Source organism: Streptomyces sp. CC228A (genome assembly GCF_021390935.1).
Classification (GTDB): domain Bacteria; phylum Actinomycetota; class Actinomycetes; order Streptomycetales; family Streptomycetaceae; genus Streptomyces.
This window is the reverse complement of record NZ_JAJPUI010000003.1, coordinates 447731-473147: the sequence shown is the minus strand read 5'-3', so window position 1 is coordinate 473147 and position 25417 is coordinate 447731. Positions and strand designations below refer to the sequence as shown.

At 74.4% G+C, this 25417-nt stretch carries 21 protein-coding genes, 1 tRNA gene and 5 pseudogenes; 16 read left to right on the top strand and 11 right to left on the bottom strand.

The annotated features are described in order from the left end of the window. Positions 1-245: 245 nt before the first annotated feature. On the bottom strand, positions 246-1169 hold the full coding sequence (locus L6E17_RS12005; RefSeq protein ID WP_236240741.1) for a LysR family transcriptional regulator: 924 nt from the start codon (positions 1167-1169) through the stop codon (positions 246-248). Positions 1170-1441: 272 nt separating this feature from the next. On the opposite strand from L6E17_RS12005, the gene L6E17_RS12000 reads away from it, so the two are divergent. Both L6E17_RS12000 and L6E17_RS11995 read left to right on the top strand, forming a co-directional pair. Next, a complete protein-coding gene (locus L6E17_RS12000) occupies positions 1442-2086 on the top strand; it encodes an ABATE domain-containing protein (protein ID WP_236240740.1) in 645 nt (214 codons plus the stop codon). A gap of 188 nt (positions 2087-2274) precedes the next feature. Next, positions 2275-2550, top strand: coding sequence for a hypothetical protein (locus L6E17_RS11995; RefSeq protein WP_236240911.1), 276 nt, complete (start codon positions 2275-2277; stop codon positions 2548-2550). A 157-nt stretch (positions 2551-2707) separates the two neighbouring features. Here the strand turns inward: L6E17_RS11995 and L6E17_RS11990 are convergent. Then, positions 2708-3310, bottom strand: a pseudogene (locus tag L6E17_RS11990) (ABATE domain-containing protein); the annotation flags it as partial. Positions 3311-3426: 116 nt separating this feature from the next. On the opposite strand from L6E17_RS11990, the gene L6E17_RS11985 reads away from it, so the two are divergent. The 3 genes from L6E17_RS11985 to L6E17_RS11975 are packed head-to-tail and all read left to right on the top strand — an operon-like array spanning position 3427 to position 5390. Then, positions 3427-3975 carry an HPP family protein gene (locus L6E17_RS11985; RefSeq protein WP_236240739.1) on the top strand — a complete coding sequence of 183 codons (549 nt, stop codon included), beginning with the start codon at positions 3427-3429 and terminating at the stop codon, positions 3973-3975. Between the two features lie 9 nt (positions 3976-3984). After that, positions 3985-4668, top strand: a complete 684-nt coding sequence (locus tag L6E17_RS11980) for a pyridoxamine 5'-phosphate oxidase family protein (RefSeq protein WP_236240738.1) — start codon at positions 3985-3987, stop codon at positions 4666-4668. Continuing rightward, positions 4665-5390: a hypothetical protein gene (locus tag L6E17_RS11975; RefSeq protein ID WP_236240737.1), complete on the top strand. Its 726-nt coding sequence runs from the start codon at positions 4665-4667 to the stop codon at positions 5388-5390. Before L6E17_RS11980 ends, L6E17_RS11975 begins: the two co-directional genes overlap by 4 nt. A 260-nt stretch (positions 5391-5650) precedes the next feature. On the opposite strand, the gene L6E17_RS11970 is transcribed toward L6E17_RS11975, so the two are convergent. From L6E17_RS11970 to L6E17_RS11960, 3 genes are read right to left on the bottom strand one after another with little or no spacing between them, the layout of a single operon-like run. Beyond that, positions 5651-5809, bottom strand: a complete 159-nt coding sequence (locus tag L6E17_RS11970; RefSeq protein WP_236240736.1) for a hypothetical protein — start codon at positions 5807-5809, stop codon at positions 5651-5653. Further along, the gene (locus tag L6E17_RS11965; protein ID WP_236240735.1) at positions 5806-5997 is read right to left on the bottom strand and encodes a hypothetical protein; all 192 of its coding nucleotides are present in this window, start codon (positions 5995-5997) and stop codon (positions 5806-5808) included. The genes L6E17_RS11970 and L6E17_RS11965 overlap by 4 nt, the downstream gene beginning before the upstream one ends. Further along, a complete protein-coding gene (locus L6E17_RS11960) occupies positions 5994-6212 on the bottom strand; it encodes a hypothetical protein (RefSeq protein ID WP_236240734.1) in 219 nt (72 codons plus the stop codon). Before L6E17_RS11960 ends, L6E17_RS11965 begins: the two co-directional genes overlap by 4 nt. Positions 6213-6557: 345 nt before the next feature. On the opposite strand from L6E17_RS11960, the gene L6E17_RS11955 reads away from it, so the two are divergent. Together L6E17_RS11955 and L6E17_RS11950 are read left to right on the top strand one after the other, a co-directional pair. Then, the gene (locus L6E17_RS11955; protein ID WP_236240733.1) at positions 6558-7292 is read left to right on the top strand and encodes a DUF6879 family protein; all 735 of its coding nucleotides are present in this window, start codon (positions 6558-6560) and stop codon (positions 7290-7292) included. Between the two features lie 10 nt (positions 7293-7302). Next, positions 7303-8166, top strand: a complete 864-nt coding sequence (locus L6E17_RS11950) for a helix-turn-helix transcriptional regulator (protein WP_236240732.1) — start codon at positions 7303-7305, stop codon at positions 8164-8166. Between the two features lie 275 nt (positions 8167-8441). On the opposite strand, the gene L6E17_RS11945 is transcribed toward L6E17_RS11950, so the two are convergent. Continuing rightward, positions 8442-8514, bottom strand: a tRNA-Arg gene (locus L6E17_RS11945). A 307-nt stretch (positions 8515-8821) separates the two neighbouring features. Here L6E17_RS11945 and L6E17_RS11940 point away from each other — a divergent pair. The 8 genes and pseudogenes from L6E17_RS11940 to L6E17_RS11905 all read left to right on the top strand — a co-directional run bounded on the left by L6E17_RS11940 (position 8822) and on the right by L6E17_RS11905 (position 18509). Then, the gene (locus L6E17_RS11940) at positions 8822-10447 is read left to right on the top strand and encodes a GTPase domain-containing protein (RefSeq protein ID WP_236240731.1); all 1626 of its coding nucleotides are present in this window, start codon (positions 8822-8824) and stop codon (positions 10445-10447) included. A gap of 54 nt (positions 10448-10501) precedes the next feature. Continuing rightward, a pseudogene (locus L6E17_RS11935) lies at positions 10502-12288 on the top strand (GTPase). A gap of 122 nt (positions 12289-12410) precedes the next feature. After that, positions 12411-12947, top strand: coding sequence for a single-stranded DNA-binding protein (locus L6E17_RS11930; protein WP_236240730.1), 537 nt, complete (start codon positions 12411-12413; stop codon positions 12945-12947). A 279-nt stretch (positions 12948-13226) separates the two neighbouring features. Then, positions 13227-14648, top strand: coding sequence for a thioester domain-containing protein (locus L6E17_RS11925; protein ID WP_236240729.1), 1422 nt, complete (start codon positions 13227-13229; stop codon positions 14646-14648). A 389-nt stretch (positions 14649-15037) separates the two neighbouring features. Next, positions 15038-15232 (top strand): hypothetical protein, encoded by a 195-nt coding sequence (locus L6E17_RS11920; RefSeq protein ID WP_236240728.1) that lies wholly within the window; start codon positions 15038-15040, stop codon positions 15230-15232. Positions 15233-15697: 465 nt separating this feature from the next. Continuing rightward, positions 15698-17362 carry an energy-dependent translational throttle protein EttA gene (gene ettA, locus L6E17_RS11915; protein ID WP_236240727.1) on the top strand — a complete coding sequence of 555 codons (1665 nt, stop codon included), beginning with the start codon at positions 15698-15700 and terminating at the stop codon, positions 17360-17362. A gap of 14 nt (positions 17363-17376) precedes the next feature. Beyond that, entirely contained in the window at positions 17377-17811 is a 435-nt protein-coding gene (locus tag L6E17_RS11910; protein ID WP_236240726.1) for a thioesterase family protein, read from the top strand. Continuing rightward, positions 17808-18509, top strand: a complete 702-nt coding sequence (locus tag L6E17_RS11905) for a hypothetical protein (RefSeq protein ID WP_236240725.1) — start codon at positions 17808-17810, stop codon at positions 18507-18509. Before L6E17_RS11910 ends, L6E17_RS11905 begins: the two co-directional genes overlap by 4 nt. A gap of 330 nt (positions 18510-18839) precedes the next feature. Here the strand turns inward: L6E17_RS11905 and L6E17_RS11900 are convergent, their stop codons facing one another. After that, positions 18840-19244, bottom strand: coding sequence for a globin (locus L6E17_RS11900; protein ID WP_236240724.1), 405 nt, complete (start codon positions 19242-19244; stop codon positions 18840-18842). Between the two features lie 97 nt (positions 19245-19341). Between L6E17_RS11900 and L6E17_RS11895 the strand changes: the two genes are divergently transcribed. Continuing rightward, the gene (locus L6E17_RS11895) at positions 19342-20331 is read left to right on the top strand and encodes a methyltransferase domain-containing protein (protein WP_236240723.1); all 990 of its coding nucleotides are present in this window, start codon (positions 19342-19344) and stop codon (positions 20329-20331) included. On the opposite strand, the gene L6E17_RS30950 is transcribed toward L6E17_RS11895, so the two are convergent. The 4 genes and pseudogenes from L6E17_RS30950 to L6E17_RS11865 all read right to left on the bottom strand — a co-directional run bounded on the left by L6E17_RS30950 (position 20328) and on the right by L6E17_RS11865 (position 25090). Further along, complete coding sequence (locus L6E17_RS30950; RefSeq protein ID WP_236240722.1) at positions 20328-20717, bottom strand: FHA domain-containing protein; 390 nt, start codon at positions 20715-20717, stop codon at positions 20328-20330. The two genes, L6E17_RS11895 and L6E17_RS30950, sit on opposite strands and share 4 nt — an antisense overlap. 973 nt (positions 20718-21690) lie before the next feature. Then, positions 21691-21840, bottom strand: a pseudogene (locus L6E17_RS11880) (hypothetical protein); the annotation flags it as partial. A gap of 305 nt (positions 21841-22145) precedes the next feature. After that, positions 22146-23609: pseudogene (locus tag L6E17_RS11875) on the bottom strand (PP2C family serine/threonine-protein phosphatase). A 216-nt stretch (positions 23610-23825) separates the two neighbouring features. After that, positions 23826-25090: pseudogene (locus tag L6E17_RS11865) on the bottom strand (hypothetical protein). Positions 25091-25417: the final 327 nt, after the last annotated feature.

Sequence of the window (25417 nt, the reverse complement as noted above, 5' to 3'; positions counted from 1 at the left end):
CGCGTCGAGTTCCGACCAACCCGCCGGTGGAAATTTTTTTGTTTGCCTCAAGAAGGCTATGCCGATGCCGCGGATACAGATCCGCATATTCCTTGATGGCGGGTATCGGACTTTCCGATAGGGTGCGGCGGCCGGTAAACGGAGGGAATAAAAAAAGCAAAGGCAGGTGGCGCGGAAAGCGAATGATCGGCTTTCCGCGCCACCTGCCTCGTCATGACGGGCCGGTGTTATCCGGAACCGGCTCCTCAGGCCGGCTGGACCACCTTCTCCCGGCCGACCCTGGTGGCCACGTCGCACACTGCCGCGACCGGCGGCCGGGCGAGCTCGCGCCCGCCCCATAGGGCCCGTACGGCCAGCCGGTGGCGGGGCAGTCCGGGCAGGACGGCGAGTCCGCCCGCGGCGGGGCCCACCGACTCGTACGGCAGCATGGCGACGCCGTAGCCGGCCCGTGCGAGCTCACGCGCGCCGCCCATGGAGCCCGCCTCGACGATCGCGGGGTCGATGCCGTACGTCTCCCGCAACGCGCCCACCAGGGCCTGGTGGGACGCGCAGTCGGGGTCCACGGCGAGGACCCGCACGGAGGCGAGCGCCGCCACCGGGTCCGGGGCGTTCACGAGGGACGCCGCGGCGACCGGCACGACCTCCAGGTCCGGCAGTTCCTCGACCGTGATGCCGGCGGGAGGAGGCTCGCCGACGGCGGGCTCCCCGTGGACGAGGGCCAGGTCGACCTCGCCGCTGCGTACGGCCTCGTGGGCCCGGCTGATCGACAGCTGCCGCAGCGACACCTGCACCTTCGGGTAGCGGTAGCGGCACTCGTGCATCAGCGACCCGATCCGCGTTTCCAGCAGGAACGCGGACGCGCCGACCGTGGTGCGTCCTTCCATTTCACCGGAGGGGTTGAGGGCGGTGGCCATCTCGTCCACCACGTGGAATATCCGCTGCGCGTATTCGTGGAATATTTCACCGGACGGAGTGAGACGGACTCCATGCGGAAGCCGCTGGACCAGCTGCATGCCGACCCTGGACTCCAGCGACCGAATGTGTGAGGTGACACTCGACTGCGCGTAGCCGAGGCTACGGGCAGCTTTCGTGAAACTTCCCAGGCGAGCCACCTCGCGAAAGGTTCTGAGTTGGTAGAGAGCGAGATCTAACGACACGTTGTCCCCCATGAAACATGGATCCGGTGTCATCCCGCAGGCCGCGCCGCCGCCCAGGTCGGGCTGCGGTCGTCGGGCTCCGGGAATCGTCAACCCCCCGACAGCTGCGGCCACTTCCCCGTGCGACCTGACTGTCGGACCCACTGCCAGACTAACGCTACTGGGAGCGATAGTGCGTTAGATTGAGGATCCTGCCATGTGTCCGCTCCCCTCGACAAGTCCTGTTCCTGTATGCCGTAGGACACTCAACTGCCACTCGAATCAAGCCGGATGAGGAGCCCGCCATGACGTCCGATGCCCTGCCGGCGGTGCCTGCCGACGTCCCCCCGCTGCACGGGGAGCCGCTGCCGCTGGAGTTCGCCAACACGGTGTTCCCGGTGCGCGGCGACCTCAGGGACGTCCTCGACAGCCCCCAGGGGCTCACCTGGTGGCTGGGCGCCTGCCGCGACCGGCTGGCCACCCCGCTGTCCGACAGCGACCTGCACGGTGTCGGCGCCGCCGACGTCGCATGCTTCGTGATGCTCAGGGACGCCACCCGGCGGCTGGTCGACGCCCACGTCAGCGGGCACGCCCCGGATGCCTGGGACGTCGCCCAGGTGAACCGGGTGTCGAGTGTCGGGCGGCCGTGGCCGATGCTGCGCTGGAGCGGCGCCGGCCGGCCCGCCTCCCTGGAGGTCTCCACCGCGCCGCCGCTCGTGGCCGTCCAGGCCGAGATCGCGCACGCGCTCATCGCGCTGCTCTCCGGGGCGGCGGCGGGCGACGTGCGCGCGTGCCGGGCGCCGGGCTGCGTGTTCTTTTTCGACCACGCCCGATCCCGTCGCGAGTGGTGCTCGACCGGGTGCGGCAACCGTGCCCGGGTGGCCCGCCACTACGCCCGGCACCAGCGCGGCCGCAGGTTGCCTAACGGGCAAGATTTCTCCGGCCGTTAGCAAAGATGTGACGTTCGCCGGGCCGTCCCGTGCGGCCCGGCGCATCGGAGTTTCCGATCCCTGGAATCTGCGAAGCCGTCGATGACAAGCCAGCGTGGCGCATTAGTTTCGATGCACAGCAGGAAACGCCGTGGCCTCCGCCACTCCCGATCCGGGGGCGCCAGGGCTTCGACAGACAGGATCACGCCATGTTCCGCACTGCATCCCAGCGCAGCACAGCGTTACCCCGCGTCGCCGCCAGGTCCTCGGTGCCCGACGACGCCGCCGGCTCCATGGCGCAGGGCCCAGGCCCCGCCCGCGGAACGGTCCGCACCGGCTCGGGCACCCTCCGGGCCACCGGCGGGGCCCTCCGCCGCACGGCCGTCCGCGGCGCCGGCCGCCGGGCCCGCCGCAGCGCCGGCCCCGATGCCGGACGCGACGGCTCCGCACACGGCGCCGCCGGTGCCCCCGTCGCCGCCGGCTGACGTGCGGGCGCCGTCCCCGAGTCCCGGCCGGCGCCGCGGGCGAGGCAGCCCCCGCCTCACCCCGGCAGCCGGCCGACCCCCTCCGCACCGGGCGCGGCCGCCGCTCCTCGGCCGCGCCCGGTCCGGTCACCTCGTTCTCCCGCGTACGGCGGCTGTGCCGGGCCACCCTTACCCGGTTGCCGCAGCCGGACGTGCACCAGGCGCGCCGGGCATGGCTCTTGACGAAGTACAGGATGCAGCCGGGCGCCCCGCAGGCCCGTATCAGGTCGGCCTGCTCCCCGGAGAACAGCGCCACCGCGGCCGCGGCGACCTCTCCGAGCGCCACCCGGTAAGGATCCCCCTCCAGCCACCGGGGGACCGCGTCGAAGGCGGGGCCGGGGGCGAGCTCCCGCCACTGGGTGGCGAGCCGGGCGGCCGCGTTCACGGCGGCGGCGTCGGCGGGCTCCGGCTCGTGACCCGCCGTACGGGCGGCGGCCAGGCCCCGCAGCGCGCGGCGCAGCTCCCGGAACGCCTCGACATGGTCCTCACCCGCGGGCCCCGAGCGTTCGAGTGCCGCGGAGAGGGCGGAGCTGAACTTCCCCCGGTGCACGGCCAGCCACGCGTCCAGGGCCTCCGCTGAGGTCAGGGCGTCCACGAGGTGACCGCGCACCCCGCCCTTGATGTACGTCGTGTTCACCAGGTCGAGCGGCAGCGGCTCACCCAGCAGCGGGAGTTGCCCGATGGCCTCCCGTCCCTGCCCTGCATGTGTCCCTTGGTCCATCGCTCCATCCTGCCGTCCTCGGACTTCGCCGGAACTCCCTCCTGAAGCTAATGCATCAGGCTATGATCCATACGTTAGCTGCTCAACTCCGTGTATTTCCAAGGGAGGAGTCCCCGATGTCCGAGTCCACGGTGACCGAGCCGCAGGCCGGCACCCCGGCCTTGAAGCGGGTCGGTGCCGCGCTGGGCGGCAAGGCGCCCGCCCGGGCCCCCGGTGCCGCCATCTCGGTGGCCACGCTGAGCGGTGTCGTCTCGCTCGTCCTGCTCGTCGCCATCGGCATCCTGCTCGACCAGGCCGTGCTCATCCCGCCGCTCGCCGCCAGCGCCGCGCTGGTGTTCGCGGCACCGGCGCTCCCGCTCGCCCAGCCGCGCAGCGTCGTCGGCGGCCAGCTCGTCTCGGCCGTCGTCGGCTTCGTCTGCCTGGCGGTCGGCGGCAGCTCCACCTGGACGGCCGCCGTCGCCGGCGGTCTCGCCATCGGCGCCATGGCCCTGGCCAGGACGCCGCACTCGCCCGCAGCGGCGACGGCGGTGATCGTCGTGGTCACCCAGCCGTCCGCGCTCCTGTTCCTGTCGCTCCTGCTGCTCGCCACGCTGGTCCTGGTCGGCGTCGGCATCGTCGCGGGACGCAGCGGCAAGACCGCCCGCTACCCCACCTACTGGTGGTGAGGGGCGACCATGACCAGCAGATTCGGACAGCTGCTCTTCACCCCTGAGGCGCAGCGGCACCAGGAGCGGCACGGCAGCCGCCGCAGTTACGCCCACATGACGGCCGGGCCGGCCGAACCCGACCGGCTCACCGAGGACGAGGCGTACTTCGCCCGCACCAGGACGAGCTTCTACATGGCGTCCATCAGCTCCTCGGGCTGGCCCTACATCCAGCACCGCGGCGGGCCCCCCGGCTTCCTGCGGGCCCTGGACGACAAGACCCTCGGCTTCGCCGACTACCGGGGCAACAAGCAGTACATCACCACCGGAAACCTCGACCACGACAACCGGGTCGCGCTGTTCCTCATCGACTACCCGTCCCGGAGCCGGCTGAAGGTCCTGGGCCGCGCCCGTACGGCCGGGGCCGAGGAGTGGCCCGACGCGGCCGGACCGCTCGTCCCGGGCGACTACCGGGCGGTCGTGGAGCGGGTCGTCCTCATCGACGTCGAGGCCTACGACTGGAACTGCCCCCAGCACATCGAGCCCCGCTACACCACGGACGAGGTGGAGCAGGCGATCGCTCCGCTGCGCCGTCGGCTGGCGGAACTGGAAAGCGAGAACGCCCGGTTGAAGGCCGGCCGCCCGTCGGAAACCGACGCAGGCCGGGAGCGCGCCCGGGCGACCGCGCACCAACGAACGGAGGAACCTCCATGAGACACACCCGCATAGTCCGCCGCGGACGCTCCGCCCATGCAGCGGGCTCCGCACTCCCCGCGACGGGCCAGGGCAGGCTCACCGACAGGTGCAAGCCCTGGCTGTCCGCCTTCTGCACCGCCTACCAGCGCAGGGAGATCACCGTGCTCCGCGTGAGCGTGGGCATCCTCTACCTGTGGTTCGGCATCCTGAAGTTCATCCCGGCCCTCAGCCCCGCCGAGGACATCGCCACCGTCGTGATGGGGATCATGACGTTCGACGCGGTGCCCACCGAGGTGACCGCCCCGCTCCTGGCCCTCATGGAGGTGCTGATCGGGATCGGCCTCGTCACCGGGCGGCTGCTGCGGCTGACGCTCGTCACGTTCTTCGTGCACATGGCCGGCGTCTTCGTCACCCTGGCGATCGTCCCCGGCGCCGTATGGAGCCACCCCCTCGTGCCGACGCTTGAGGGGCAGTACATCATCAAGAACCTGGTCCTGGTGGCCGCGTGCCTGTCCGTCGCCGCGGCGGCGGTGCGCGGCTCCCGGACCGCCGGGGTGCCCGAGGCCCAGGAAACCGCCCTGGCCGCCGGGCTCCCCGCCGGCCTCGACACGGCCCTCGACGGCAACTGCCCCACGTGCAGCAGCCCGTTCCCCGCCTCGGAGGCTCGGCCGGAGCCGACACCGCCCGAGCCCGCACTCGCCGCCCGGTCCCAGCCGGTCAGCTCGACCGCCCGGGACTGACCCCGGCACCCGCACCGGCCGTACACCGCCGGCGCATCCCCCCACGCACCCCGCACGCACCACTCCGCACCATCCGTGCACCCGCGTCCCACCCGGGCCCCGCGCCGCTTCCGCAGGCGCGGGGCACCCGGCGTTCCGGGGCCTGACGGCGCCCCTGCGGCCGGTCTGTCGCATCCGGCTGCCGCACCGGGTCCCCTGCACGGCGCCTCCTCCCCGGCCAGCGGACCGGCCAGGGAAGCGGCCGGGGCGCGGGGGTGCGGTCAGCGGTGGCGCGGGCGCGGTGGAGCCGGGAGCCGGCACGAGGGGTGCCGGTAGGCGTCCGGTCTCGCGCCCGACGCGGAGAACCCGGGGATCACGACGGCCTCACCCTCGATCACCCGGCCGCAGCGCACGCACCAGCGCCGGACCGCGTAGGTCATGGCCGTGTCCTCTCGTGGCAGGTGCAGGTGCACGTGACAGAGAACAGCGGTCGCTCGCCGGGGCGGGGGCGGTCGGTGGCGTACACGTCCTGCGGGTGGCACTGCCGGTGCTCGCCGAGCTCGCACTCACCGGTCTGCCCCGCCCGCTCGGCGTCCGCCCGCACCTGCTCCAGCGTCCGCGCGGTCACCGGCTGCTCCTCGCGGTGTGGCAGCGCACGCAGACCCGCAGCGGGAACCGCCGCGGCAGCGGCCGGGCGGTGACGGCGGTCAGCTCGACGGCGCAGCCCGCACACTGCCGGCCGCGGCGCTGCCGGTCGGTGAGCGGGCGCGTCTGCGGCGGCCCGGCGAGCGCAGGCGCGGCGAGCCACGTCGGCGGCGGGCCCACGGGCGGCGGCACGGTCATCGGGCGCCGTCCTTGTTCGTGCGACTGATCGTCATCATGGGTGTCTCCCCTCGTAGGGCGGGTACCAGGTGCTGGGCCGCCTCACGCGGACGCGGCCGGCACACCGGCGCAGGCAGGACGAAGCCGGGCGCACGCTGCACCACCGTGAAGTGCCCTACGGCCCCTGCTTCGTCATGGACGAGAAGCTAGAAGCGAGCAGGTTGCCGGCGGTACGCTGGTTTCTCGGATTTGCTCGACCTGCCCTTGAGATTGCTGCTGATTTCTCCTGGGCCCGGTCTGGGCCCGTGGAACCGCGCCGGGCGTCCGGCCATGCTGTGGACCAACACCCCGGAAGGGAGAGCGTCCATGGCGCGTCAGCTGCGCTTCACCGGCACGGACAGCAAGGTCGACGGCTGCCCGGCCCTGCACACGGACGAGAGCACCGGTGAGATCATCGTGCAAGGCACGCCTGTCACCGACCCGGAAGACCTCATGCAGCTCAGGCACTTCGGAGCGGGCGAGGCAGCGGTGGCCGTGCCGCGCGAACTCCTCGTGAACTGGGGACCGAAGGAGATGGACCGGGTGCCTGAACTCGTCGACCGGGCTACCTTCCGCCGCCTGTTCGAGACCTTCCAGCACACCGCCTGGCGGCTGGAGACCCGACGTGGCTACGCCTCCGACCGGGAGGACCCTGACTTCCGGGCGTTCCTGGCCACGGGCTCCGCGCCGTGCGACCCCGACGAGCCCTGGTTCGTCACCATCAAGGCGCAGACCGCAGCGGGAAAGAAGGTCGGCCGGGTGCGCGTCGCCGACAAGCCGATGACCACCGAGCAGCGGTTCCTGCTCGACTACGCCCGGCACAACGCCGCGGTCGGCGAGGACATCAGGTACCTGTGGCGCGAGGACGCATCCGAGCTGCCCGCCGAGGACTTCTGGATCTTCGATTCACGCTTGGTGGCCCTGCTGCACTTCGATGGCGCCGACAACATCACGGACATCGAGCTGATCACCGAACCGGCCGAGGTCGTCCGGTACGCCATGGTGCGTGACGCAGCCATGCACCACGCCGTGCCGTTCGACCGGTTCGCTGCGACCGCATGACGCGTAACCGGTGAGCACGGACTACCAGCAAGCCAGGGGGGCCCTGGGGGCGCGCCTGCGCGAGCTCCGGTACAGCTGCCCTGGCGGTCGGCTCACCGGTCGGCAGCTGGCCCTGCGGTTGGGCTGGCCGGGTTCCAAGGTCAGCAAGCTGGAGAACGGCAGGCAGACCGCCACCCCTGAGGACCTGCGGGCGTGGGCGGATGCGGTGGAGCAGCCCGAGGCCTACCCCGAGCTTTCGGCTCGGCTCGCCGGGTTCGAGTCGCACATCAGGTCATGGCGCAGGGCCTTGGCGCACGGCTTCAGACCGCTGCACGAGGGGCTGAGCGCAGAAATCGACCGCACCTCGGAGCTGTGGATCTGGGAGGAGGCGGTGATCGCCGGGCTGGTGCAGACGCCGGAGTACGCGCGCCACGTCATCCGGCGGTACGCGGAACTGCTTGGTGGCGCAGACGACGTCGAGGACGCGGTGCGCGCCCGAGTGCAGCGGCAGGAGTGGCTGTACCGGTCGGAGCGCAAGCTGCACGTACTGATGTGGGAGGCCGCCCTCCGCTCGCTGATCTGCCCTCCTTCCGTGCTGATCGCACAGCTCGACCGTCTCACCGGCATGATCGGCATGGACACGGTCGAACTGGGCGTCATCCCCTTCTCCGCGTCCCTCAAGATCGTGCCGGCGAACGGCTTCTGGATTCTCGACGACCGCCTGGTCGTCGCGGAGGACTGGCACGCCAAGATGTGGTTGGACGACGCCGACAACGTCTCCTTGTACAAGAAGGTCTGGGAGACCCTCCGCGAGTCAGCCGTGTACGGTGCCCGTGCCCGCAGCCTGATCAGCCACGCGCGGCAGGCACTGGGCCCACCCGGACTCCGGCCATGACGAGGCGGCGCTCTGGCCTTTCCGTAAGCGATGAGCCGCTGCCCGACGGCCGCACGGTTGCAGCGCGGCTCCCTCCATACGGCTGCCGCGTCCGGAAGCGTGGACAGTCGCGGGGTCGGCCCATCACCGCCGCACTTCCTGACCCGAAAAGGGCCGGCCGCGGTCCGGCCGTTTTTCCGCCCTGCGCCCGCCCCGGGGAGGCGCTTGGCCAACGTGCGCCGCGCTTCCGCCCGCACATGACGATGACCAGCGCTTCCGCTGGTCAAGTGGGGGAGCGCCCCAGGCAGGACTCGAACCTGCGGCCAAGCGCTTAGAAGGCGCCTGCTCTATCCACTGAGCTACTGGGGCCGGTGGTGGCCTTGTGGCCTCTGGAGCCCGGGTGGGTGGTCCGTGACCTTGCCGGGGTCAAGGATAGGGCTCCGATCGCCTTGGGCCGGTCGCTTCAGCTGCGTGGCACGATGTGGAGGTTCAGTGAAGCGACACCGATAATCGCAGGCAGGTGCGATTTCCGCAGCGCTTTTCGCGCCGCGCGCGCCGGGTGTTGTGCACTCGTTATGCCTGAGTCCCACTCGTTCCCCTCTATCCATTGTGTCCAGTCGGCGCGCAGAGAGGGCATACGCTTCAAAAAGATGGTGAAATTGGGCATTCTTCACATGTGGTGACCTTGGACGTACGGCCTCAGCTCCTCGACGCACTCTCCGCCCTGCGCGACAGTGTCGCCGCTGTGCGTCTCCCGCTCTCGCTGCCCGGCGCGCCCGGTGCCCGGCGCACCAGGGCCGAGCTGCTCGCACAGCTCGACGACTACGTGGTCCCCCGGCTCCACCATCCGGAGGCGCCGCTCCTCGCCGTCATCGGCGGATCCACCGGAGCCGGGAAGTCCACCCTCGTCAACTCCCTCGTCGGCCGCCGCGTCAGCGAGGCCGGGGTGCTCAGACCCACCACCCGCACCCCCGTCCTGGTCTGCCATCCGGACGACCGCGAGTGGTTCGCCCACCCGCGCGTCCTGCCGCACCTCACCCGCGTCTGGGGCCCCTGCCCCGCCGACCGGGACACCGCCGGCGACGAGCCCGGCGACGACGGCCCCGGCGGCGGGCGCACCCTGCGCGTCGAGCAGTCCGACGCCCTCACCCCCGGGCTCGCCCTCCTCGACGCACCCGACGTCGACTCCCTCGTCGTCGAGAGCCGCGAACTCGCCGCCCGGCTCATCTGCGCCGCGGACATCTGGGTGATGGTCACCACCGCGTCCCGCTACGCCGACGCCGTCCCCTGGCACCTCCTGCGCACCGCGAAGGAGTACGACGCCACCCTCGTCACCGTCCTCGACCGCGTCCCCCACCAGGTCATCACCGACGTCGCCCGCCAGTACGAGGCCCTCCTCACCCGCGCCGGCCTCGGCGACGTACCGCGGTTCACGATCCCGGAACTCCCCGAGTCGGCGGGCGGCGGCCACGGGCTGCTCCCCGACACCGCCGTCGCCCCCCTGCGGGCCTGGCTCAGCCACCGCGCCCAGGACCCGGCCGCCCGGCAGCAGGCCGTCGGCCGCACCGCGACCGGGGTCATCGACTCCCTGCGCGCCCGCGTCCCCGAACTCGCCGCCGCCGTCGCCGCCCAGTGCGCCGCCGCCGTGCGCCTCACCGGCGCCGTCGAGAACGCGTACGAACGCGAGCGCGACCGGGTCCGCAGCGAACTGCGCCGCGGCGCCGTCCTGGCAGGCGACGCCCGCACCCGCTGGCGCGCGCACCCCCACGACTGCACCCCCGCCGAACTCCTCGACGCGCTCGTCGAATCGCTCACCGCCCTCCTCCACTGCGCCGTCGCCGCCGCCGACGAGCGCCTGCACGACGCCTGGCGGCGCGAGCCCGCCGCCGGCGCCCTGCGCACCGAGGACAGGGCGCGGCAGGACCGGGAGGCCGCGGAACGCATCGCCATGGCCGTACGCCGCTGGCGCCGCGTCCTGGAGGAACTCACCGACGAGGAGGTGCGCCGCACCGACCGCCCCTCCGGCCCGGCCCCCTCCGAGACGGTCGCGGCCCTCCTCGCCACCGCCCTCCTCGGCGGCCGCCGCGCCCGCGGCGCAGGCGAGCAGCTCGCCGAACTCCTCGGCGCGCAAGCCACCCTGCGGCTGCGCGACCGGGCCGCGGAACTCACCACCACGTCCATCGACCGCATCCTGCGCGAGGAACGCGACCTCCGCCTCGCCCCCCTCGACGGCCTCGGTGTGACCCCCGAACCCCAGGCCGCGCTCATCGCCGCGCTGTCCGTACTGCAGAAGGAGAGGTGACGGCGGTTGAGCGCCGTGGAGCAGAGCTGGGACGACGGACTCATCGCCCGCCGCATGAGCGGCCGCGCCGTGTACGACGACACCCCATTCGACCCCCCCGCCCCCCACGACACCCGCGTCCCGGCCGAGGACACCGGGCACACCCTGGAGACCACCCCGTACAAAGGCGCCCTCCGCACCCGCCTGGACGCCCTGCGGGAACTCATGGGCCTGTCCGCCACCCGCGTCGACACCGACGTCCTCGCCGAAGCCGGCCGCGTCCTCGACGAGGCGGCCGCCCGGCAGCGGCTGTCGGCCCGCCACACCGTCGTCGCCATCGCCGGAGCCACCGGCAGCGGCAAGTCCAGCCTCATCAACGCGCTGGCGGGAGTGCCCGTCTCCGAGACCGGCCTGCGCAGGCCCACTACCGGGGCCCCCATCGCCTGCGCCTGGTCCGACGGCGCCGCCGGGCTCCTCGACCGGCTGTCCATCCCCGGCCGCCTGCGCCGCCGCCCCCTCGCCGGCGGCGCCTGCGACGAGGCCCTCCAGGGACTCGTCCTCGTCGACCTGCCCGACCACGACTCCGCCGTCACCGCACACCGCCGCCAGGTCGACCGGGTCCTCGCCCTCGTGGACGCCGTGATCTGGGTCGTCGACCCGGAGAAGTACGCGGACGCCGCTCTCCACGAGCGCTACCTGCGCCCCCTCGCGGGCCACGCCGACATCACCTTCGTCGTCCTCAACCAGATCGACCGGCTCCCCGGCGACGCCGCCCACCAGGTCCTCGACGACCTGCGCCGCCTCCTCGACGAGGACGGCATGGCCCTCGGCGAACACGGCGAACCCGGCGCCACCGTCCTCGCCGTGTCCGCCGTCACCGGCGAGGGCATCGGCGAACTGCGCGAACTCCTCGGCGCGTTCGTGCAGAGCAGGACCGCTGCCGCCCGGCGGATCGCCGCCGACGTCGACGCGGCCGCCACCCGCCTGCGGCCCGCGTACGTCGCGGAGGGACGCCCGGGCCTCGGCGAGCGCTCCCAGGAGGACTTCGCGGCCCGGCTCGCCGTCGCCGTCGGCGCCACCGCCGCCGGCGAAGCCGCCGAGCGCGAGTGGCAGCGCAACGCCGGCCGCGCCTGCGGCACCCCCTGGCTGCGGCTGTGGCGCTGGTACGAGCGGCTGCGCACACCCGGCGGCGGCGAACCCCGGGCCCGCCGCCCGCGGAGGACGAGCCGACCGCCCGCCAGCGGGTCGAGCAGGCCGTACGGATCGTGGCGGAGGAAGCCGCCCACGGGCTCCCCGCCCCCTGGGCCCAGGCGGTGCGGGAGGCCGCGGTGCGCGGGGCGCACCGGCTCCCGGAGGCCCTCGACGACCTCGCCGTCAGGGTCCGCGCGCAGGACGACCGGGACACCCGGGCCGCGGCACCCGCCACCGGACCGGGCGGCGCGGAACCGGCCCCCGAGCCCGCGTCCCGCGCGGACAGGGCACGGCGCCGCCGACCGCTGCGGCCCGCCTGGTGGCCCGTCGCGGTGCTGCTCCAGATGGCGATGACGCTGCTGCAGATCGCGGGCGCACTGTGGCTCGTCGGCCAGATCGCCGGCGTCCTGGAGCCCGGCCTGCTCGCGCCCGTGCTGGTCATGCTCAGCGGCATCGTCGGCGGCCCGCTCATCGAGTGGGGCTGCGCCGCGGCCGCCCGCGGGCCCGCACGCCGCCACGGCCAGGACGTCGAGCGGCGGCTGCGGGAGGCGGCGGCGGCCTGCGGGCGCGCCATGGTGCTCGACCCCATCGCCGCCGAGCTGATGCGCTACCGGGAGGTGCGCCAGCAGTACGCCACGGTGTCAGGCAGCAGCAGGCTCCGCCGCCACTGACGGGTGACGGGGTTGTCCCCAGCGGCCCGCTCGTCCACAGGCCCCGGCGGGATCCGCCCGCGGCGCCCACCATGGACCCACACGGCGGCGGCAGGCGCCGGCGGACGGGAGGAGCGACGCACATGAACGACACCCTGGTGACCGTGGTGGGGAACGTGGCGACGAGCGTGGAGTACCGGGAGACCCAGGGCGGCGGGGTGGCCCGGTTCCGCTTCGCGGCGACGCCCCGCCGCTGGGACCGCGAGCGCGGCACGTGGACCGACGGCCCGACGAACTTCTACACGGTCAACGCGTGGCGGCGCCTCGGCGCCAACGTCGCCGCTTCCGTGTCCGTCGGTGAGCGCCTCGTGGTGCACGGGCGGCTGAGGGTGCGGGAGGAAGGCGCCAGGGAGGGGCGGCGTGCGACGTTCGTCGACATCGACGCCCTGGCGGTCGGGCACGACCTGACGCTCGGTACGGCCGCCTTCCGCCGCACCAGCGTCCCGCCCCCCGAACCCGGGCCGCCCGGCAGCGGCAGGGACGCCCCGGAGGCCACCGGCCGGGACGCGCCACAGGCCACCCCCCAGGACCCGTGGCACCCCACCGTGCAGGACGCGCCCGTGGCCGTCGACAGGGACGCCCCGCAGGCAGCAGCGGGAACCGGTACCGACGGGACGTGAACGCAGGGAACGGAGAAGCCACTTGCCGGCGTCCTTGGGGCAACACACCGCACACACGGGCGGTTCACGGTAACGATTCTGATTCGGAATGGTTGATCGCGGGCATCCCGGGGGACTGTGGGTGGCCGCCTCTCTAGGATTCCCGGGTACTCACGGGGCACTTGAGTCGTTCGGCGAGTCCCACCCCCCATGTGTCTCATGGTGTGCTCTCGCGCCAAGGGGTCTCGCCCAGAGGGGAAATTCGTGTTCGGTTCGTTTTCTGTCCAGGGGCGCCGGCGGATGGCCCGCCGCGTCGCCGCCACCGTCCTGACGTCCGGCCTGATCGCGGGCGGCTCCATAGCGGGGGCGGCCACCGCCTCCGCGGAGGAGGCGCCGCACCAGGGCGGGGCGTCCGCCACCCTCAACGGGCTCACCACGTACCACCGCGCGGAGATCCACGAGGAGGGCAAGGCCGACAAGCCCCTGCCCGCCGGGCTCTTCGAGATGGAGGTCGAGGGCGGCGGCACGCTCAAGACGTACTGCATCGACATCCACAACCCGACCCAGTCGAAGGCCAAGTACCTCGAGACGCCGTGGGACCAGACGTCCCTCGGGCAGAACGAGGAGGCCGGCAAGATCCGCTGGATCCTGCAGAACTCCTACCCGCAGGTCGACGACCTCGTGGGCCTCGCCAAGAAGGCCGGCGCGGGCGCGCTGACCCCGGAGACCGCCGCGGCCGGCACCCAGGTCGCCATCTGGCGCTACTCCGACGGCGTCGACGTCACCGCGGTCGACCCGGCCGCGGAGAAGCTCGCCGACTGGCTGGAGGAGAAGGCCCAGAACCTGGAGGAGCCCAAGGCCTCGCTGAGCCTGGAGCCCGCCGCGGTGTCCGGCCCGGCCGGCACCAGGCTCGGCCCGATCACGGTCCGCACCAACGCCGACAGCGCCTCCGTGAACCTGCCCTCCGAGGTCGCCGCCACCGGTGTGAAGGTCACCGACAAGGCCGGCAAGCCGGTCACCGAGGCCGCCGACGGCAGCGAGCTGTACGTCGACGTCCCGGCCGGCGCCAAGGACGGCTCCGCCTCCTTCGGCCTGCAGGCGACGACCTCCGTGTCCGTCGGCCGCGCCTTCGCCAGCCTCAGCAAGAGCCAGACGCAGATCCTCGCCGGGTCCAGCGTGTCCACGGTCTCCGCCACGGCGACCGCCACCTGGGCCGAGAAGGGCGCCATCCCGGCGCTCTCCGCGGAGAAGAACTGCGCCAAGGGCGGTGTCGACATCACTGCCACCAACGAGGGCGACGAGCCGTTCGGCTTCGAGCTGATGGGCGGCAAGTTCACCATCGGCGCCGGCGAGTCGAAGACGGTGACCATCCCGGTCGCCGAGGACCAGCCGTACGACTTCACCATCGCGCTTCCGGGCGGCGAGAAGAAGACGTTCAAGGGCGTGCTGGACTGCAAGACCACCAGCAGCACCACCCCCACCACCGGGGGCGGCAGCGGCGGCACCGACGAGCCCGGCCCCGCGCCGAGCCCCCAGTCGGGCGGCACCACCTCGTCCGGCACCACCGGCACGGGCGGCTCCACCGGCGGCGCCGGTGACCTGGCCGAGACCGGCGCCTCCAGCGCCACCCCGATGATCGCGGGCATCGCCGCCGCGTTCCTGCTGGCCGGTGGCGGAGCGGTGTTCTTCCTCCGCAAGCGGAAGGGCGCTTCCGCCGGGTAGCGCCCCGCGCCCCGGACAGCCCCTCGGCGGCCCCCGGCGCCCGTGCCCAACGGCACGGCGCACCGGGGGCCGCCGCCTCGTTTCCACCGCCTGCCGCCTGCCGCCTGCCGCCTGCCGCCTGCCGCCTGCCGCCTGCCGCCTGCCGCCTGCCGCCTGCCGCCTGCCGCGCCCCTCCCACGCGCCCGCGCCCGGAACGGCGGTACGGCCGGGCCGTGCGCCGAGCCCTGAGGCTCCCTCGCCCCGGGCGTGGCCGGTCGGGCCATGTGGATCCCTCACCCGGGCCGGGCCCGGCGCGTGACGCGGCCTTGCCGGCCACGGGCCGAAAGCGCGAGGGCGGGGAGCAATCGCAGAATGGAATGGCAAAAGAGCACATGACACCCGGAGGATCCATGGACGCACTCAGCAGTGACGGAATGTGCGAGCTCGACCCGGTCACCTGGGACGCGATGATCGACGCGCTGAAGGCCAACGGCGTGTCCGACGAGACCCTCGGCAAGGTCTGCCGGCAAGCCCTCACGGCCATCAACGCCACACCGGCCGCGGTACGGGAGGAATGGGTGGCCACGGGCACCAGGCCCCAGTGAGCCACCGGCAGCCCGGCGTGGCCCGCGTCGGCCGGGCCCCGGCCGCCGCCGGGGCGCCGGGTCCCACGGCCCGCAGGTCCGCCACCGCCCGGCCGCGGACCGCTGAGGCGCTGACCGTCGGCGGCTCGGGGTGCGGCGGCGCTGAGATGAGGGGCCACCGCCGCGGGCGCCGCCGTAGAGGGGCCGCCCCGCGGGCGCCGACGTGAGGGGTCACCACCGCGGGCGGCGCCGCCCCGCCGCCGGGGCTCCTGCCGGGCCGCCCCGGGCCGTCGGAGCGCGCCGGGCGAGGACCGGCGGCCAGCGGCAACGGCCCCGTTCCGAAGCGGGCACCGGCTCCCGTCCTGGTGACGGCCCGCCGAGGTACTCGTTTTCGCCCTGGGGTGGCGGTACGGCAAGATGGGGTGTATCTGCCCTGACGCGGCGGAGCCGCTGACTCGACCCCTACGGATTGCCGGACGGTTTCTCTTGGCTGAGTACATCTACACGATGCGCAAGACGCGCAAGGCGCACGGCGACAAGGTCATCCTCGATGACGTGACGCTGAGCTTCCTGCCCGGCGCGAAGATCGGTGTGGTCGGCCCGAACGGCGCCGGTAAGTCCACCGTCCTCAAGATCATGGCCGGTCTGGAGCAGCCGTCGAACGGCGACGCCTTCCTGACGCCGGGCTACAGCGTCGGCATCCTCCTCCAGGAGCCGCCGCTCGACGAGACGAAGACCGTGCTGGAGAACGTCCAGGACGGCGTCGGCGAGATCAAGGGCAAGCTCGACCGGTTCAACGCCATCGCCGAGGAGATGGCCACGAACTACACCGACGAGCTGATGGAGGAGATGGGCAAGCTCCAGGAGGAGCTGGACCACGCCAACGCGTGGGACCTGGACGCCCAGCTGGAGCAGGCCATGGACGCCCTGGGCTGCCCGCCCGGCGACTGGCAGGTCACCAACCTGTCCGGTGGCGAGAAGCGCCGCGTGGCGCTCTGCAAGCTGCTGCTGGAGCAGCCCGACCTGCTCCTCCTCGACGAGCCCACCAACCACCTGGACGCCGAGTCCGTGCAGTGGCTGGAGCAGCACCTGGCGAAGTACCCGGGCACCGTCGTCGCCATCACCCACGACCGGTACTTCCTCGACAACGTCGCCGAGTGGATCCTGGAGCTCGACCGCGGCCGCGCCTACCCGTACGAGGGCAACTACTCCACCTACCTGGAGACCAAGCAGTCCCGCCTGAAGGTCGAGGGGCAGAAGGACGCCAAGCGCGCCAAGCGCCTCAAGGAGGAGCTGGAGTGGGTCCGCTCCAACGCCAAGGGGCGCCAGGCCAAGTCGAAGGCGCGCCTGGCCCGCTACGAGGAGATGGCGGCCGAGGCGGAGAAGGCCCGCAAGCTGGACTTCGAGGAGATCCAGATCCCGCCGGGCCCGCGTCTGGGCAACGTCGTCGTCGAGGTGGAGAACCTCAGCAAGTCCTTCGGTGAGAAGGTCCTCATCGACGGCCTCAGCTTCACCCTGCCGCGCAACGGCATCGTCGGCGTCATCGGCCCCAACGGCGCGGGCAAGACCACGCTGTTCAAGATGATCCAGGGTCTGGAGCAGCCGGACTCCGGCTCGATCAAGATCGGCGACACGGTCAAGATCAGCTACGTCGACCAGAGCCGCGAGAACATCGACCCGAAGAAGACCCTGTGGGCCGTGGTCTCCGACGAGCTCGACTACATCAACGTCGGCCAGGTCGAGATGCCGTCCCGCGCGTACGTCAGCGCGTTCGGCTTCAAGGGGCCGGACCAGCAGAAGCCGGCCGGCGTGCTGTCCGGCGGTGAGCGCAACCGCCTGAACCTGGCCCTCACCCTGAAGCAGGGCGGCAACCTGCTGCTCCTCGACGAGCCGACCAACGACCTCGACGTCGAGACCCTCTCGTCGCTGGAGAACGCGCTGCTGGAGTTCCCCGGCTGCGCCGTGGTCGTCTCCCACGACCGCTGGTTCCTCGACCGCGTCGCCACGCACATCCTGGCGTACGAGGGCGACTCGAAGTGGTTCTGGTTCGAGGGCAACTTCGAGTCGTACGAGAAGAACAAGGTGGAGCGGCTCGGCCCGGACGCGGCCCGTCCGCACCGCGCGACCTACAAGAAGCTCACCCGCGGCTGAGGCGGCGCTGACTCGTGGCTCGACACCTCTACCACTGCCCGCTCCGCTGGTCGGACATGGACGCCTTCGGGCACGTCAACAACGTGGTCTTCCTCCGCTACCTGGAGGAGGCCCGGATCGACTTCATGTTCCGGCTGGCGCCGGGTGACGGCTCGCCGTCGTTCTCCGGCGGGTCCGTCGTGGCCCGGCACGAGATCGACTACCTGCGGCCCCTGGTCCACCGGCACGAGCCGGTGACCGTCGAGTCGTGGGTCACCAAGATCGGCGCCGCGTCGCTCACCATCGCGTACGAGATCAAGGATCCCGACCAGGTGTACGTGCGGGCCTCGACGGTCGTCGTGCCGTACGACCTGGAGGCGCAGCGTCCGCGCCGCATCTCCGACGAGGAGAGGGCGTTCCTCCAGGAGTACGTGGACGACGCCATGTCCTCGGAGGGCGCCGCCGCATGACGGCGCCGACCGCGTCACTGCAGTGCGCCGACGTCAGGGAGGCGGCGGGCCTCGCCGCCTTCCTGACCCGGCTGCTCCACTACGACCGGGCCGCCGCCGTCCGCCTCCAGTCGGGCGGCGGCGTCCTGGCCGTGTTCGGACGCCCGCCGTCCTTCGAGGTGATCGCGGTCCGCACGGCCCTGCTGCGGGACGGGGACGCGGCGCCGTCCCTGGACCTCACCGTGTCGGCCGGCGAGCTCCTCGACGGCGTCGACGACACGGACGGCAGGCTCGCGCTGCCCGCGCCCGTCACCGGCCCGCCGTGGAGCGGCGTGCTGCCGCCGCGCGGCGGCTGGCGGGAGGTGCCGGGACTCCCCGGCGCCGATGCGCTCGGCCGGGCGGTCGCCGCCGCCGTCGCCGAGTTCCGCAGGCGCGACGAGGAGCTTCCGCCGGAGCGCAGGACGCGCGCCGAACGGGACCGGCTCGGCCGTGAGATCTGGTCGCGCACCATCGCCGGCACGGGGCTGCCGCTGCGCGCCGCGCACGCCGCCCAGTCCCTGGGCTTCCTCCCGCCGCCCGGCCTCCTGCCGCGTGAGGCACCGGTGACGCTGCTGGCGGCCGGCCCCTGGCTGCGGCTGCGCACCCCGTTCGGCTCGGTCGCCGTACGGACCGGCACCGGCCTGGGCGAGCTGGGCGTCACCCCGCTGCGCCACGGCTGACCGCGCCGCAGCCCCGACCGGGCGGGCACCCGCGCCGAACGCCCCCGCGATCCGGCCCGGCGATCCGGCCCGGTGGGCGGTACGTCGGCGCCGCCGGTCACGAGCGGGCGGACCGGCACCGGGGACAGGGTCCGCACAGGCGGGCAGCGGCCGCTCCGCAGGACCGCAGCCTGCAGGGATGCCGTCGCGGCCCCTCCGGGGACCTGCACAGGCGCGCCGCCGTTGACCTGCGGGAGGTCTGGCTCGCGGCTCGGCCGTGGGCGACCGGCGGCCAGCCCCGCTCGCGGCTCGGCCGTGGGCGTTGATCGGCGGGTGGCCTGGCTCGCGGCCTCAGCCGTGGGCGTTCACCATCGACGCCGCCGCGTACGTCAGATACCCCCACAGCTGGCGCTCCAGCTCCTGCGGCAGCCCCAGCTCGTCCACCGCGACCCGCATGTGCTTCAGCCACGCGTCGTGCGCCGCCCGGTCGACGACGAACGGCGCGTGCCGCATCCGCAGCCGCGGGTGGCCGCGCCGGTCGCTGTAGGTGCGCGGGCCGCCCCAGTACTGCATGAGGAACAGGGCGAGCCGCTCCTCGGCCGGGCCCAGGTCCTCCTCCGGGTACATCGGCCGCAGCAGGGGGTCCTCCGCCACACCCTGGTAGAACCGGTGGACCAGGCGCCGGAACGTCTCCTCGCCGCCCACCTGCTCGTAGAACGTCTGCTCCTGGACGGTGCCGTGCGGGATGTCTGTCACCCGTCCATCGTCTCAGACCCCGCGCGGGGGGAGCCGGGCCCCGGGACCCCTCCGCCCGGGAGCGCCCGCACCAGGTGACCGATGTCACAGTGGAGTCATGGGTGCACCCGTGGACGACCCCTGGGCCGAGGCGGCCGGCGCCGCCCGCCGCCGCCTGGTGGCCGCGCTCACCGCCGAGGGCCGGCTGCCGGACCCCGCCTGGCGGGCGGCGTTCGCGGAGGTGCCCCGCCACCTCTTCGTGCCGTACTACTTCGTGGGCGTGTCCGGCGGCTACGAGCGGCTGGGGTGCGACGACCCCGACCCGCTGCGCCGCGAGGACTGGCTCCTCGGTGCGTACGAGGACGAACCGGTCGGCATCCGGCTGCGGGACGGCGAGCTGGTGTCCACCGCGAGCCAGCCGTCGCTCATGGCCGAGATGCTGCACGCGCTCGACGCCCGCGACGGCGACACCGCCCTGGAGATCGGCACCGGCTCCGGCTACAACGCCGCGCTGCTCTGCCACCGCCTCGGCGACGGCCGCGTCACGACCGTCGACCTCGACACCGACATCACCGACGCGGCCAGGGCCCGGCTCGCCCGGGCCGGCCGCCATCCCGTCGTCGTCACCGGCGACGGGGCGCGGGGCTGCCCGGAGCGCGCACCCTTCGACCTCGTCGTCGCGACGTGCGCGATGCCCGAGGTGCCGCCCGCCTGGCTCGCCCAGTGCCGGCCCGGCGCCCGGATCGTGGCCCCGCTCTCCACGGGGGTGCTGCGGCTGGAGGTCGCCGACACCTCCCGCGCGGAAGGGCGGTTCCTGCACACGTCGGCGTACTTCGTCCCGCTGCGCGGCGCCCTGCCGCCGCCGCCCGGGGTGCGGACGGCGGGACTGCCCCGGCAGGCGCTCGACAGCGACCTGTTCCGCTTCCTGCTCACCCTCACGGCGGGCAGCCTCGACCCGTACGAGGCGTACGCGCTGTGGCGGCGGGAGGGCAGGCCGCAACGCGAGCGCTACGGGGTGACGGTCGCCGGGGACCGCCAGTGGGCGTGGCTGGACGACCCCGAGGGGCCGTACGCCTGGCCCCTCGGGTCACCGCCCGCCCGCGGCTAGCCTCGGACGACCGTGAGCGTCGTCCAGGCCCCGACGTGGACCCGGTCGCCCTCGCGCAGCGGCACCGGGACGTACGGCTGGATCGGGTCCTCGCCGCCGTTGACCGTCGTGCCGTTGGTGGAGTTCTGGTCCACGACGGCCCAGGAGCCGTCGGGCTGCTGGACCAGGATCGCGTGCTGGTGCGAGACGCCCGGGTCCTCCGGCGGGCCCGACAGGTCGATGTCGGGGGACTCGCCCGTGGACTGGCGGCGGCGGCCGATGCCCACCTGCTTGCCGGTCAGCGGAACCCGACGCTCCGGTGCGTACGCGGGCAGGGTGAGCCCCGCGGCCTCGGGGCCGCTGCGCCGCATCATCGCCGTGAAGTACTCACCGTCCGGCGCGACCACGACGGACCAGCCGGCGGGCGCCGCGCCGGGCCCGTGCCCGCCGTGACCTGCCGCGCCGCCGGGGCCGGGCTGGTGGCCCTGCTGCGGGAACCCCGGCGCGGGGGCGGGCGGGAAGGCCGGGCCCCGGTCCTGGGGCGCCGTGCCGGGCCCCGGCGCGGGGGCGCCGGGGCGTGCGCCTGCGGAGGCATGCCGTGCGCGGAGTGCGGGCCCTGCTGCTGCGGGCCGCCCTGGTGTGAGGGCGGAGGCAGCAGCCAGTCGTCGCCACCGGCGGCGTGCTGCGGCGGCCCGGGCGGGGGAAGCCCTGCGGAGGCGGCGGCGGCCCCGGGTTCCGGCCCGCCGGCGGCTCGTGCGACGGCCCGTGCGACGGCTCGGGCGCCGGCGGTCCGGCCGGGCGGTGCCCCTGCGGGGGAGGCGGGCCCGGGTACGCGTACGGGTCCTGGTGGCCCTGCCCCTGTGAGGGCGGGCCGGACAGGAAGCCGGGCGGCAGGTCCATCCCGGCCGACGACCCGAACGGGCCGGGGCCGTGGCCGCCGGGTCCGCCCGGGCCGGGTCCGCCGGCGGCGGGTCCGGGGTGCGGCGGGGGAGCGGGCACCGGGGAGTACGGGTCGCCCTGGCTCGGGGCGAAGTTCCAGCGGCACTCGCCGCAGAACGGCGCCCCCGGCTCCCGCGGTGTACGGCAGCGCGGGCACAGCTCCGCCTGCTGGGTGGCGTTCGGGTCGCCGCCCGACGTGCCGTAGCCGTGGGCGGGGGGCGGCGGCGGAGGCGGGGGAGGGTAGCCGTATCCGGGAGCGGGCGGCGGGGGAGGCGGCGGGACGGCGCCCGCCGGGGTGCCGGCCCCGGCCATGCGGTGACCGCACACCTCGCACCAGTCGTCGGAAGGCGACTGGTGTCCGTTCGGGCAGGTCGGCATGTCGGCCTTTCCCCCTCTCCTCGCCGGCCGCCGCTGCGGCCGTGGTCGTGACGCTCTCGTCCGTCAGGGCTTTCTCACGCGAACCGTCTTGGTGGAGCGCGTTGCGAGCGTCATCTCGTCCGCCTCCGCGACCTTCGCCTTCCGTCGCACAGTACCCGCCGCCGCGGCGCCGGCGTCGGCCGCCTTCGAAAGCAGTTTCGCAGTATCCGTGTTCCTGCGGGCGCCGCGCCACCTGCACGGGGGCCGCTGCGCAGCCGCCCCGGCGCGGACGCCGCCGACGTGCGGCGACCCGTGCGCCGTGGTGCGGCACGGGGGCCGGGTGCGCCGTACACGCCCCTGGTGGGAGCGGCCGTCGACGAGGGCCGGCCCGGTGCGCGGGGGCGCGCCCGCTGCCGCCCCCGTGACCCACCGCATCTGCACGGGCGGGGCCCAGGTCCCGGGACGGATGTACGGTTCCGAGGCGGCAGGCGGCAGGCGGCAGGCGGCAGGCGGCAGGCGGCAGGCGGCGGGCGGCTCGGTCAGGCGGCCCCTGCTCCCTGCGGCGGTACGGCGAACGGCAGCACCGCCACTGTCACGTTGTCGTGCCCTCCGCCGTCCAGGGCGTGGCCGACCAGGACCCGGGCCGCGTGCAGCGGCCGCAGGGCGGCGTCCGCCGGAACGGCGCGGGCCATGTCCCCGGCCGACTCGGCGTAGTTCCACAGGCCGTCCGTGCAGACGACGACCACCCCGGGCCGGTCCGGGGCGAACACGGCCGTGTGGGGCTCCAGTTCGTACGCGTCAGCGCCCAGCCAGCCGGTGATGGCGTGGGCCCGCTCGTCGGCGTACGCCTGGGCCTCGGTCATCAGGCCCGCCGCGACCATCTGCGCCGCCCACGAGTCGTCTTCGGTAAGCCGGGACGGCGCGGCCGTGCGGTCGTCGGGCACCCAGTAGGCGCGGCTGTCCCCCACCCACCCGACGGCCAGCCTGCCGCCGGCGGCGACGGCGGCGACGAGGGTGCAGGCGGGGGCGTTGCGGTGCCGTGGGGACTCGGGGTCGTGGCCCGGCCCGTCGCCGTCGCGGGCCGCGAGGGCGGTGACCGCGTCCCCGGCGGCCAGGATGGCGTCGTGCAGGGCCTGGCGGGGCGGGGTGCCGTCGGCCAGGGCCCGGGTCAGGCAGGCGTTCGCCGTGTCGGAGGCGGCGGCCGACGCCTCGTCGGGGCGCGCCGCGGAGGACACGCCGTCGCAGACGACGGCGACGACGGCGGGCGAGCCGTCCGCGAGGGCCGCGGCGGTCACCGCGAACGCGTCCTCGTTGCGGTGGTGGCGCAGGCCCCGGTCGGTGACGGCGGCGACGCCGCCCAGCTCCTGCTCCAGGTGGTCCCTGGGGCGCGGCTGGGCGTGCCCGCAGTGCTCGCAGTACCCGTCGCGGTCGACGCGCCCGGCACCGCAGGCGACGCACCCCGGTGCCGGGCGGCGGGTCGGTGGCGTGGGCCGCGGCCTGCGCGGCGGCGCGGGGATCGGGCGCTGCGAGCTCGAAGTCCCCTTCGCCGGCGGGGTGCGGCTGACCACCCGGCGGATCGTGGCGTACGGGGTGGTCGGGTGTGGCGCTCATACCCGACACGGTAGGCCCGTCGGCCTCCCGGGTCACGGCCGGTGCCGCGGACGCCTCGTGCGCCGCGGGTACGGCGGGAGGCGCAGGAGGAAGAGGAGGCGGCGGAGGGGGCGGAGGCGGAGGAGGGGGCGGAGGCGCGGGGGCCGCATGCGGCCGAGGGGGCACCGGAGGAGGGGAAGGCAGAGGGGGCTGAGGGGGGTGAGGAAGCTGAGGGGGTGAGGAGGCTGAGAAGGCATGGCGGGCGCGGGAGTTCGGGAGGCGGCGGCTGGTGCGGGGGCTTCAGGCGGTGCAGCGGGAGGTGCAGCAGGGGCAGGGGGCACAGGCGGCTCCTGTGCCGTGTCCCGGGCCCCCTCCTGCTCCGGCTCCCGCGTCTCTTCGTGCCTCTGCGCCATCGCTCAGCCTCCTGTTCCGGTGCGGCGGCCGTCGGGCCGCCCCGCCCGTCCCGTCTGTCCCGGCACGCCGCGCGTCAACCCCGTACGGCCCGTAGGGGTGTTCCGGACACGGGCGGACCCCGGACCCTGTCCGCCCGGGATCGGCGCACAGGCGTGCCGCGGCGCCGCGCCGGGAGGCCGTACCGCCCACCCGTGTGCCGTCCGCTGCCGGGGGCCTCATCCGCGGCCCCCGGCCCCACCCCCGCCCGAGAGCAGCTCCGCCGCCGCCTGCTGGTAGCGCAGCACCGCCTGCTCCGCGGCCCGCAGGTCGCAGGGGCGCTCCACAGCATCCGCCGCGCCGCGTCGTACCGCTCGGCGACCAGCGCGTCCTCCGCCAGCCCGTGCCGCGCCAGCCGTGCCCGGTACGCGTCCAGGCGCCCCCGCAGCTCGGCGCGGATCGCCAGCGGGGCCGTCACCGCCGTCAACGACTCGCGGGCCCGCAGCAGTTCCTCCTCCGCCTCCCGCTCCAGCGCCTCCAGCAGCGGGGACAGGCGGTGCCACCGGGCGTGGCGCCGGTGCTCGGCGGCGGTCGCGAGACGTTCCTGCAGTGCGGTCGGCGGTCCGCTGACCGCCGGGACCTCGGACGCCGCGATCTTCGCCAGCACCTCGCCGCGCGCCGTCCGCGCCTCCGCCAGGGTGCGGTCGGCCCGGGACAGCAGGTCGCGCAGGCGCAGCAGCCGGGACTCCGAGTCCTGCCGCACCTGGAGCACCGCCTCGATCTCCCGCCGCACGTCCTCCAGCGCCCGCGCCGCCGCGTCGTACCGCTCCGTGTCGGGCCGCCCTCCGCCGGGCGCCGAACTGCCCTCCGCGGGGCGCCAGAACGCCAGCGGGTCGCTCACCACCTGCGCGCGCAGCGCGGCGAGCTCCTCCGTGATCGCCTCCAGGTCGTCCCCCGCCGGGTGCTCCCCGGGGCGTACGCCCACCGAACGGGCCAGTGCACGCGTCCGGTGCAGCTCGGCCGCCAGCAGGTCTATGCGGGCGGGCAGCGCCGACCACACCGCCTCCGCGGTCACCACCACGTCCAGGGAGCGGGCGTAGAGCTCGTTCATCCGCTCCACCAACCGCTCCAGCGTGAACCGCTCGACCGGCTCGCCCCCGCCGTGCGCGACCTCCACGCTCGCGCCGGCCAGCCGCTCGGTCAGCTCGGCCAGCTCGTCCGGTTCCGGCCAGTGCCGCCGCGCCCGCACCTCCCGCAGCTCGTGCAGCGCCGCCGTGTACGCGTCGAAGTACGTCCACAGCCGGGTCACCGTCCGCTCGGTCGCCGCCCAGCGCTCCTTCGTCGTCCCGGTCAGCTCCGCGCCCTCCAGCAGCCGGCGGCCGGCGTGGTCCTGCAAGGCGAGCAGGGAGTCCTCGACCGCCTGGTGCTCCGCGCCGAGCCGCGCCAGCGCGCGGTCCACCTGGTCCCGGTCCATCACCGACCCGGGGAGCCCCGTGGCGCCCATCGATCACCCCTCGCTCTCGTGGAACTGCTGCTCGTCGACGCCCGGCCCCGCGCCGCTCGCCCCTCCTGTCGCATGTGCCGCTCCTGCCGTGCCCGGTCGGTCCGCGTTCCGTGCCACAGGAGGAAGGTTCCCGTCCGCCCGGGCCCCGAGGGGACCGATCCGGGCGCCGTTCAGCACCATGAGCGAATCGCGGCACCGCGCGGGGGCCCTGCCCGAGCCCCGGCGGGCGGGTGCGGCCGGCGCGACGCGGACGGCCCCGGGGCCCGCGGGAGCGGCCGCGGCCCGTGGGCGGAGGAACGGCGGCTGTGCCACGTGACCTCCCCCTCG

Excerpts from the sequence above, each read along its gene's own strand:
- L6E17_RS11920 (WP_236240728.1), top strand. The coding sequence starts at position 15,038 with ATGGACGCACTCAGCAGTGACGGAATGTGCGAGCTCGACCCGGTCACC.
- L6E17_RS12000 (WP_236240740.1), top strand. The coding sequence starts at position 1,442 with ATGACGTCCGATGCCCTGCCGGCGGTGCCTGCCGACGTCCCCCCGCTG.
- L6E17_RS11985 (WP_236240739.1), top strand. The coding sequence starts at position 3,427 with ATGTCCGAGTCCACGGTGACCGAGCCGCAGGCCGGCACCCCGGCCTTG.
- L6E17_RS12005 (WP_236240741.1), bottom strand. The coding sequence starts at position 1,169 with ATGGGGGACAACGTGTCGTTAGATCTCGCTCTCTACCAACTCAGAACC.
- L6E17_RS11895 (WP_236240723.1), top strand. The coding sequence starts at position 19,342 with ATGGGTGCACCCGTGGACGACCCCTGGGCCGAGGCGGCCGGCGCCGCC.
- L6E17_RS11980 (WP_236240738.1), top strand. The coding sequence starts at position 3,985 with ATGACCAGCAGATTCGGACAGCTGCTCTTCACCCCTGAGGCGCAGCGG.
- L6E17_RS11925 (WP_236240729.1), top strand. The coding sequence starts at position 13,227 with ATGGCCCGCCGCGTCGCCGCCACCGTCCTGACGTCCGGCCTGATCGCG.
- L6E17_RS11970 (WP_236240736.1), bottom strand. The coding sequence starts at position 5,809 with ATGACCTACGCGGTCCGGCGCTGGTGCGTGCGCTGCGGCCGGGTGATC.
- L6E17_RS11995 (WP_236240911.1), top strand. The coding sequence starts at position 2,275 with ATGTTCCGCACTGCATCCCAGCGCAGCACAGCGTTACCCCGCGTCGCC.
- L6E17_RS11905 (WP_236240725.1), top strand. The coding sequence starts at position 17,808 with ATGACGGCGCCGACCGCGTCACTGCAGTGCGCCGACGTCAGGGAGGCG.
- L6E17_RS11955 (WP_236240733.1), top strand. The coding sequence starts at position 6,558 with ATGGCGCGTCAGCTGCGCTTCACCGGCACGGACAGCAAGGTCGACGGC.
- L6E17_RS11930 (WP_236240730.1), top strand. The coding sequence starts at position 12,411 with ATGAACGACACCCTGGTGACCGTGGTGGGGAACGTGGCGACGAGCGTG.
- L6E17_RS11975 (WP_236240737.1), top strand. The coding sequence starts at position 4,665 with ATGAGACACACCCGCATAGTCCGCCGCGGACGCTCCGCCCATGCAGCG.
- L6E17_RS11960 (WP_236240734.1), bottom strand. The coding sequence starts at position 6,212 with ATGACCGTGCCGCCGCCCGTGGGCCCGCCGCCGACGTGGCTCGCCGCG.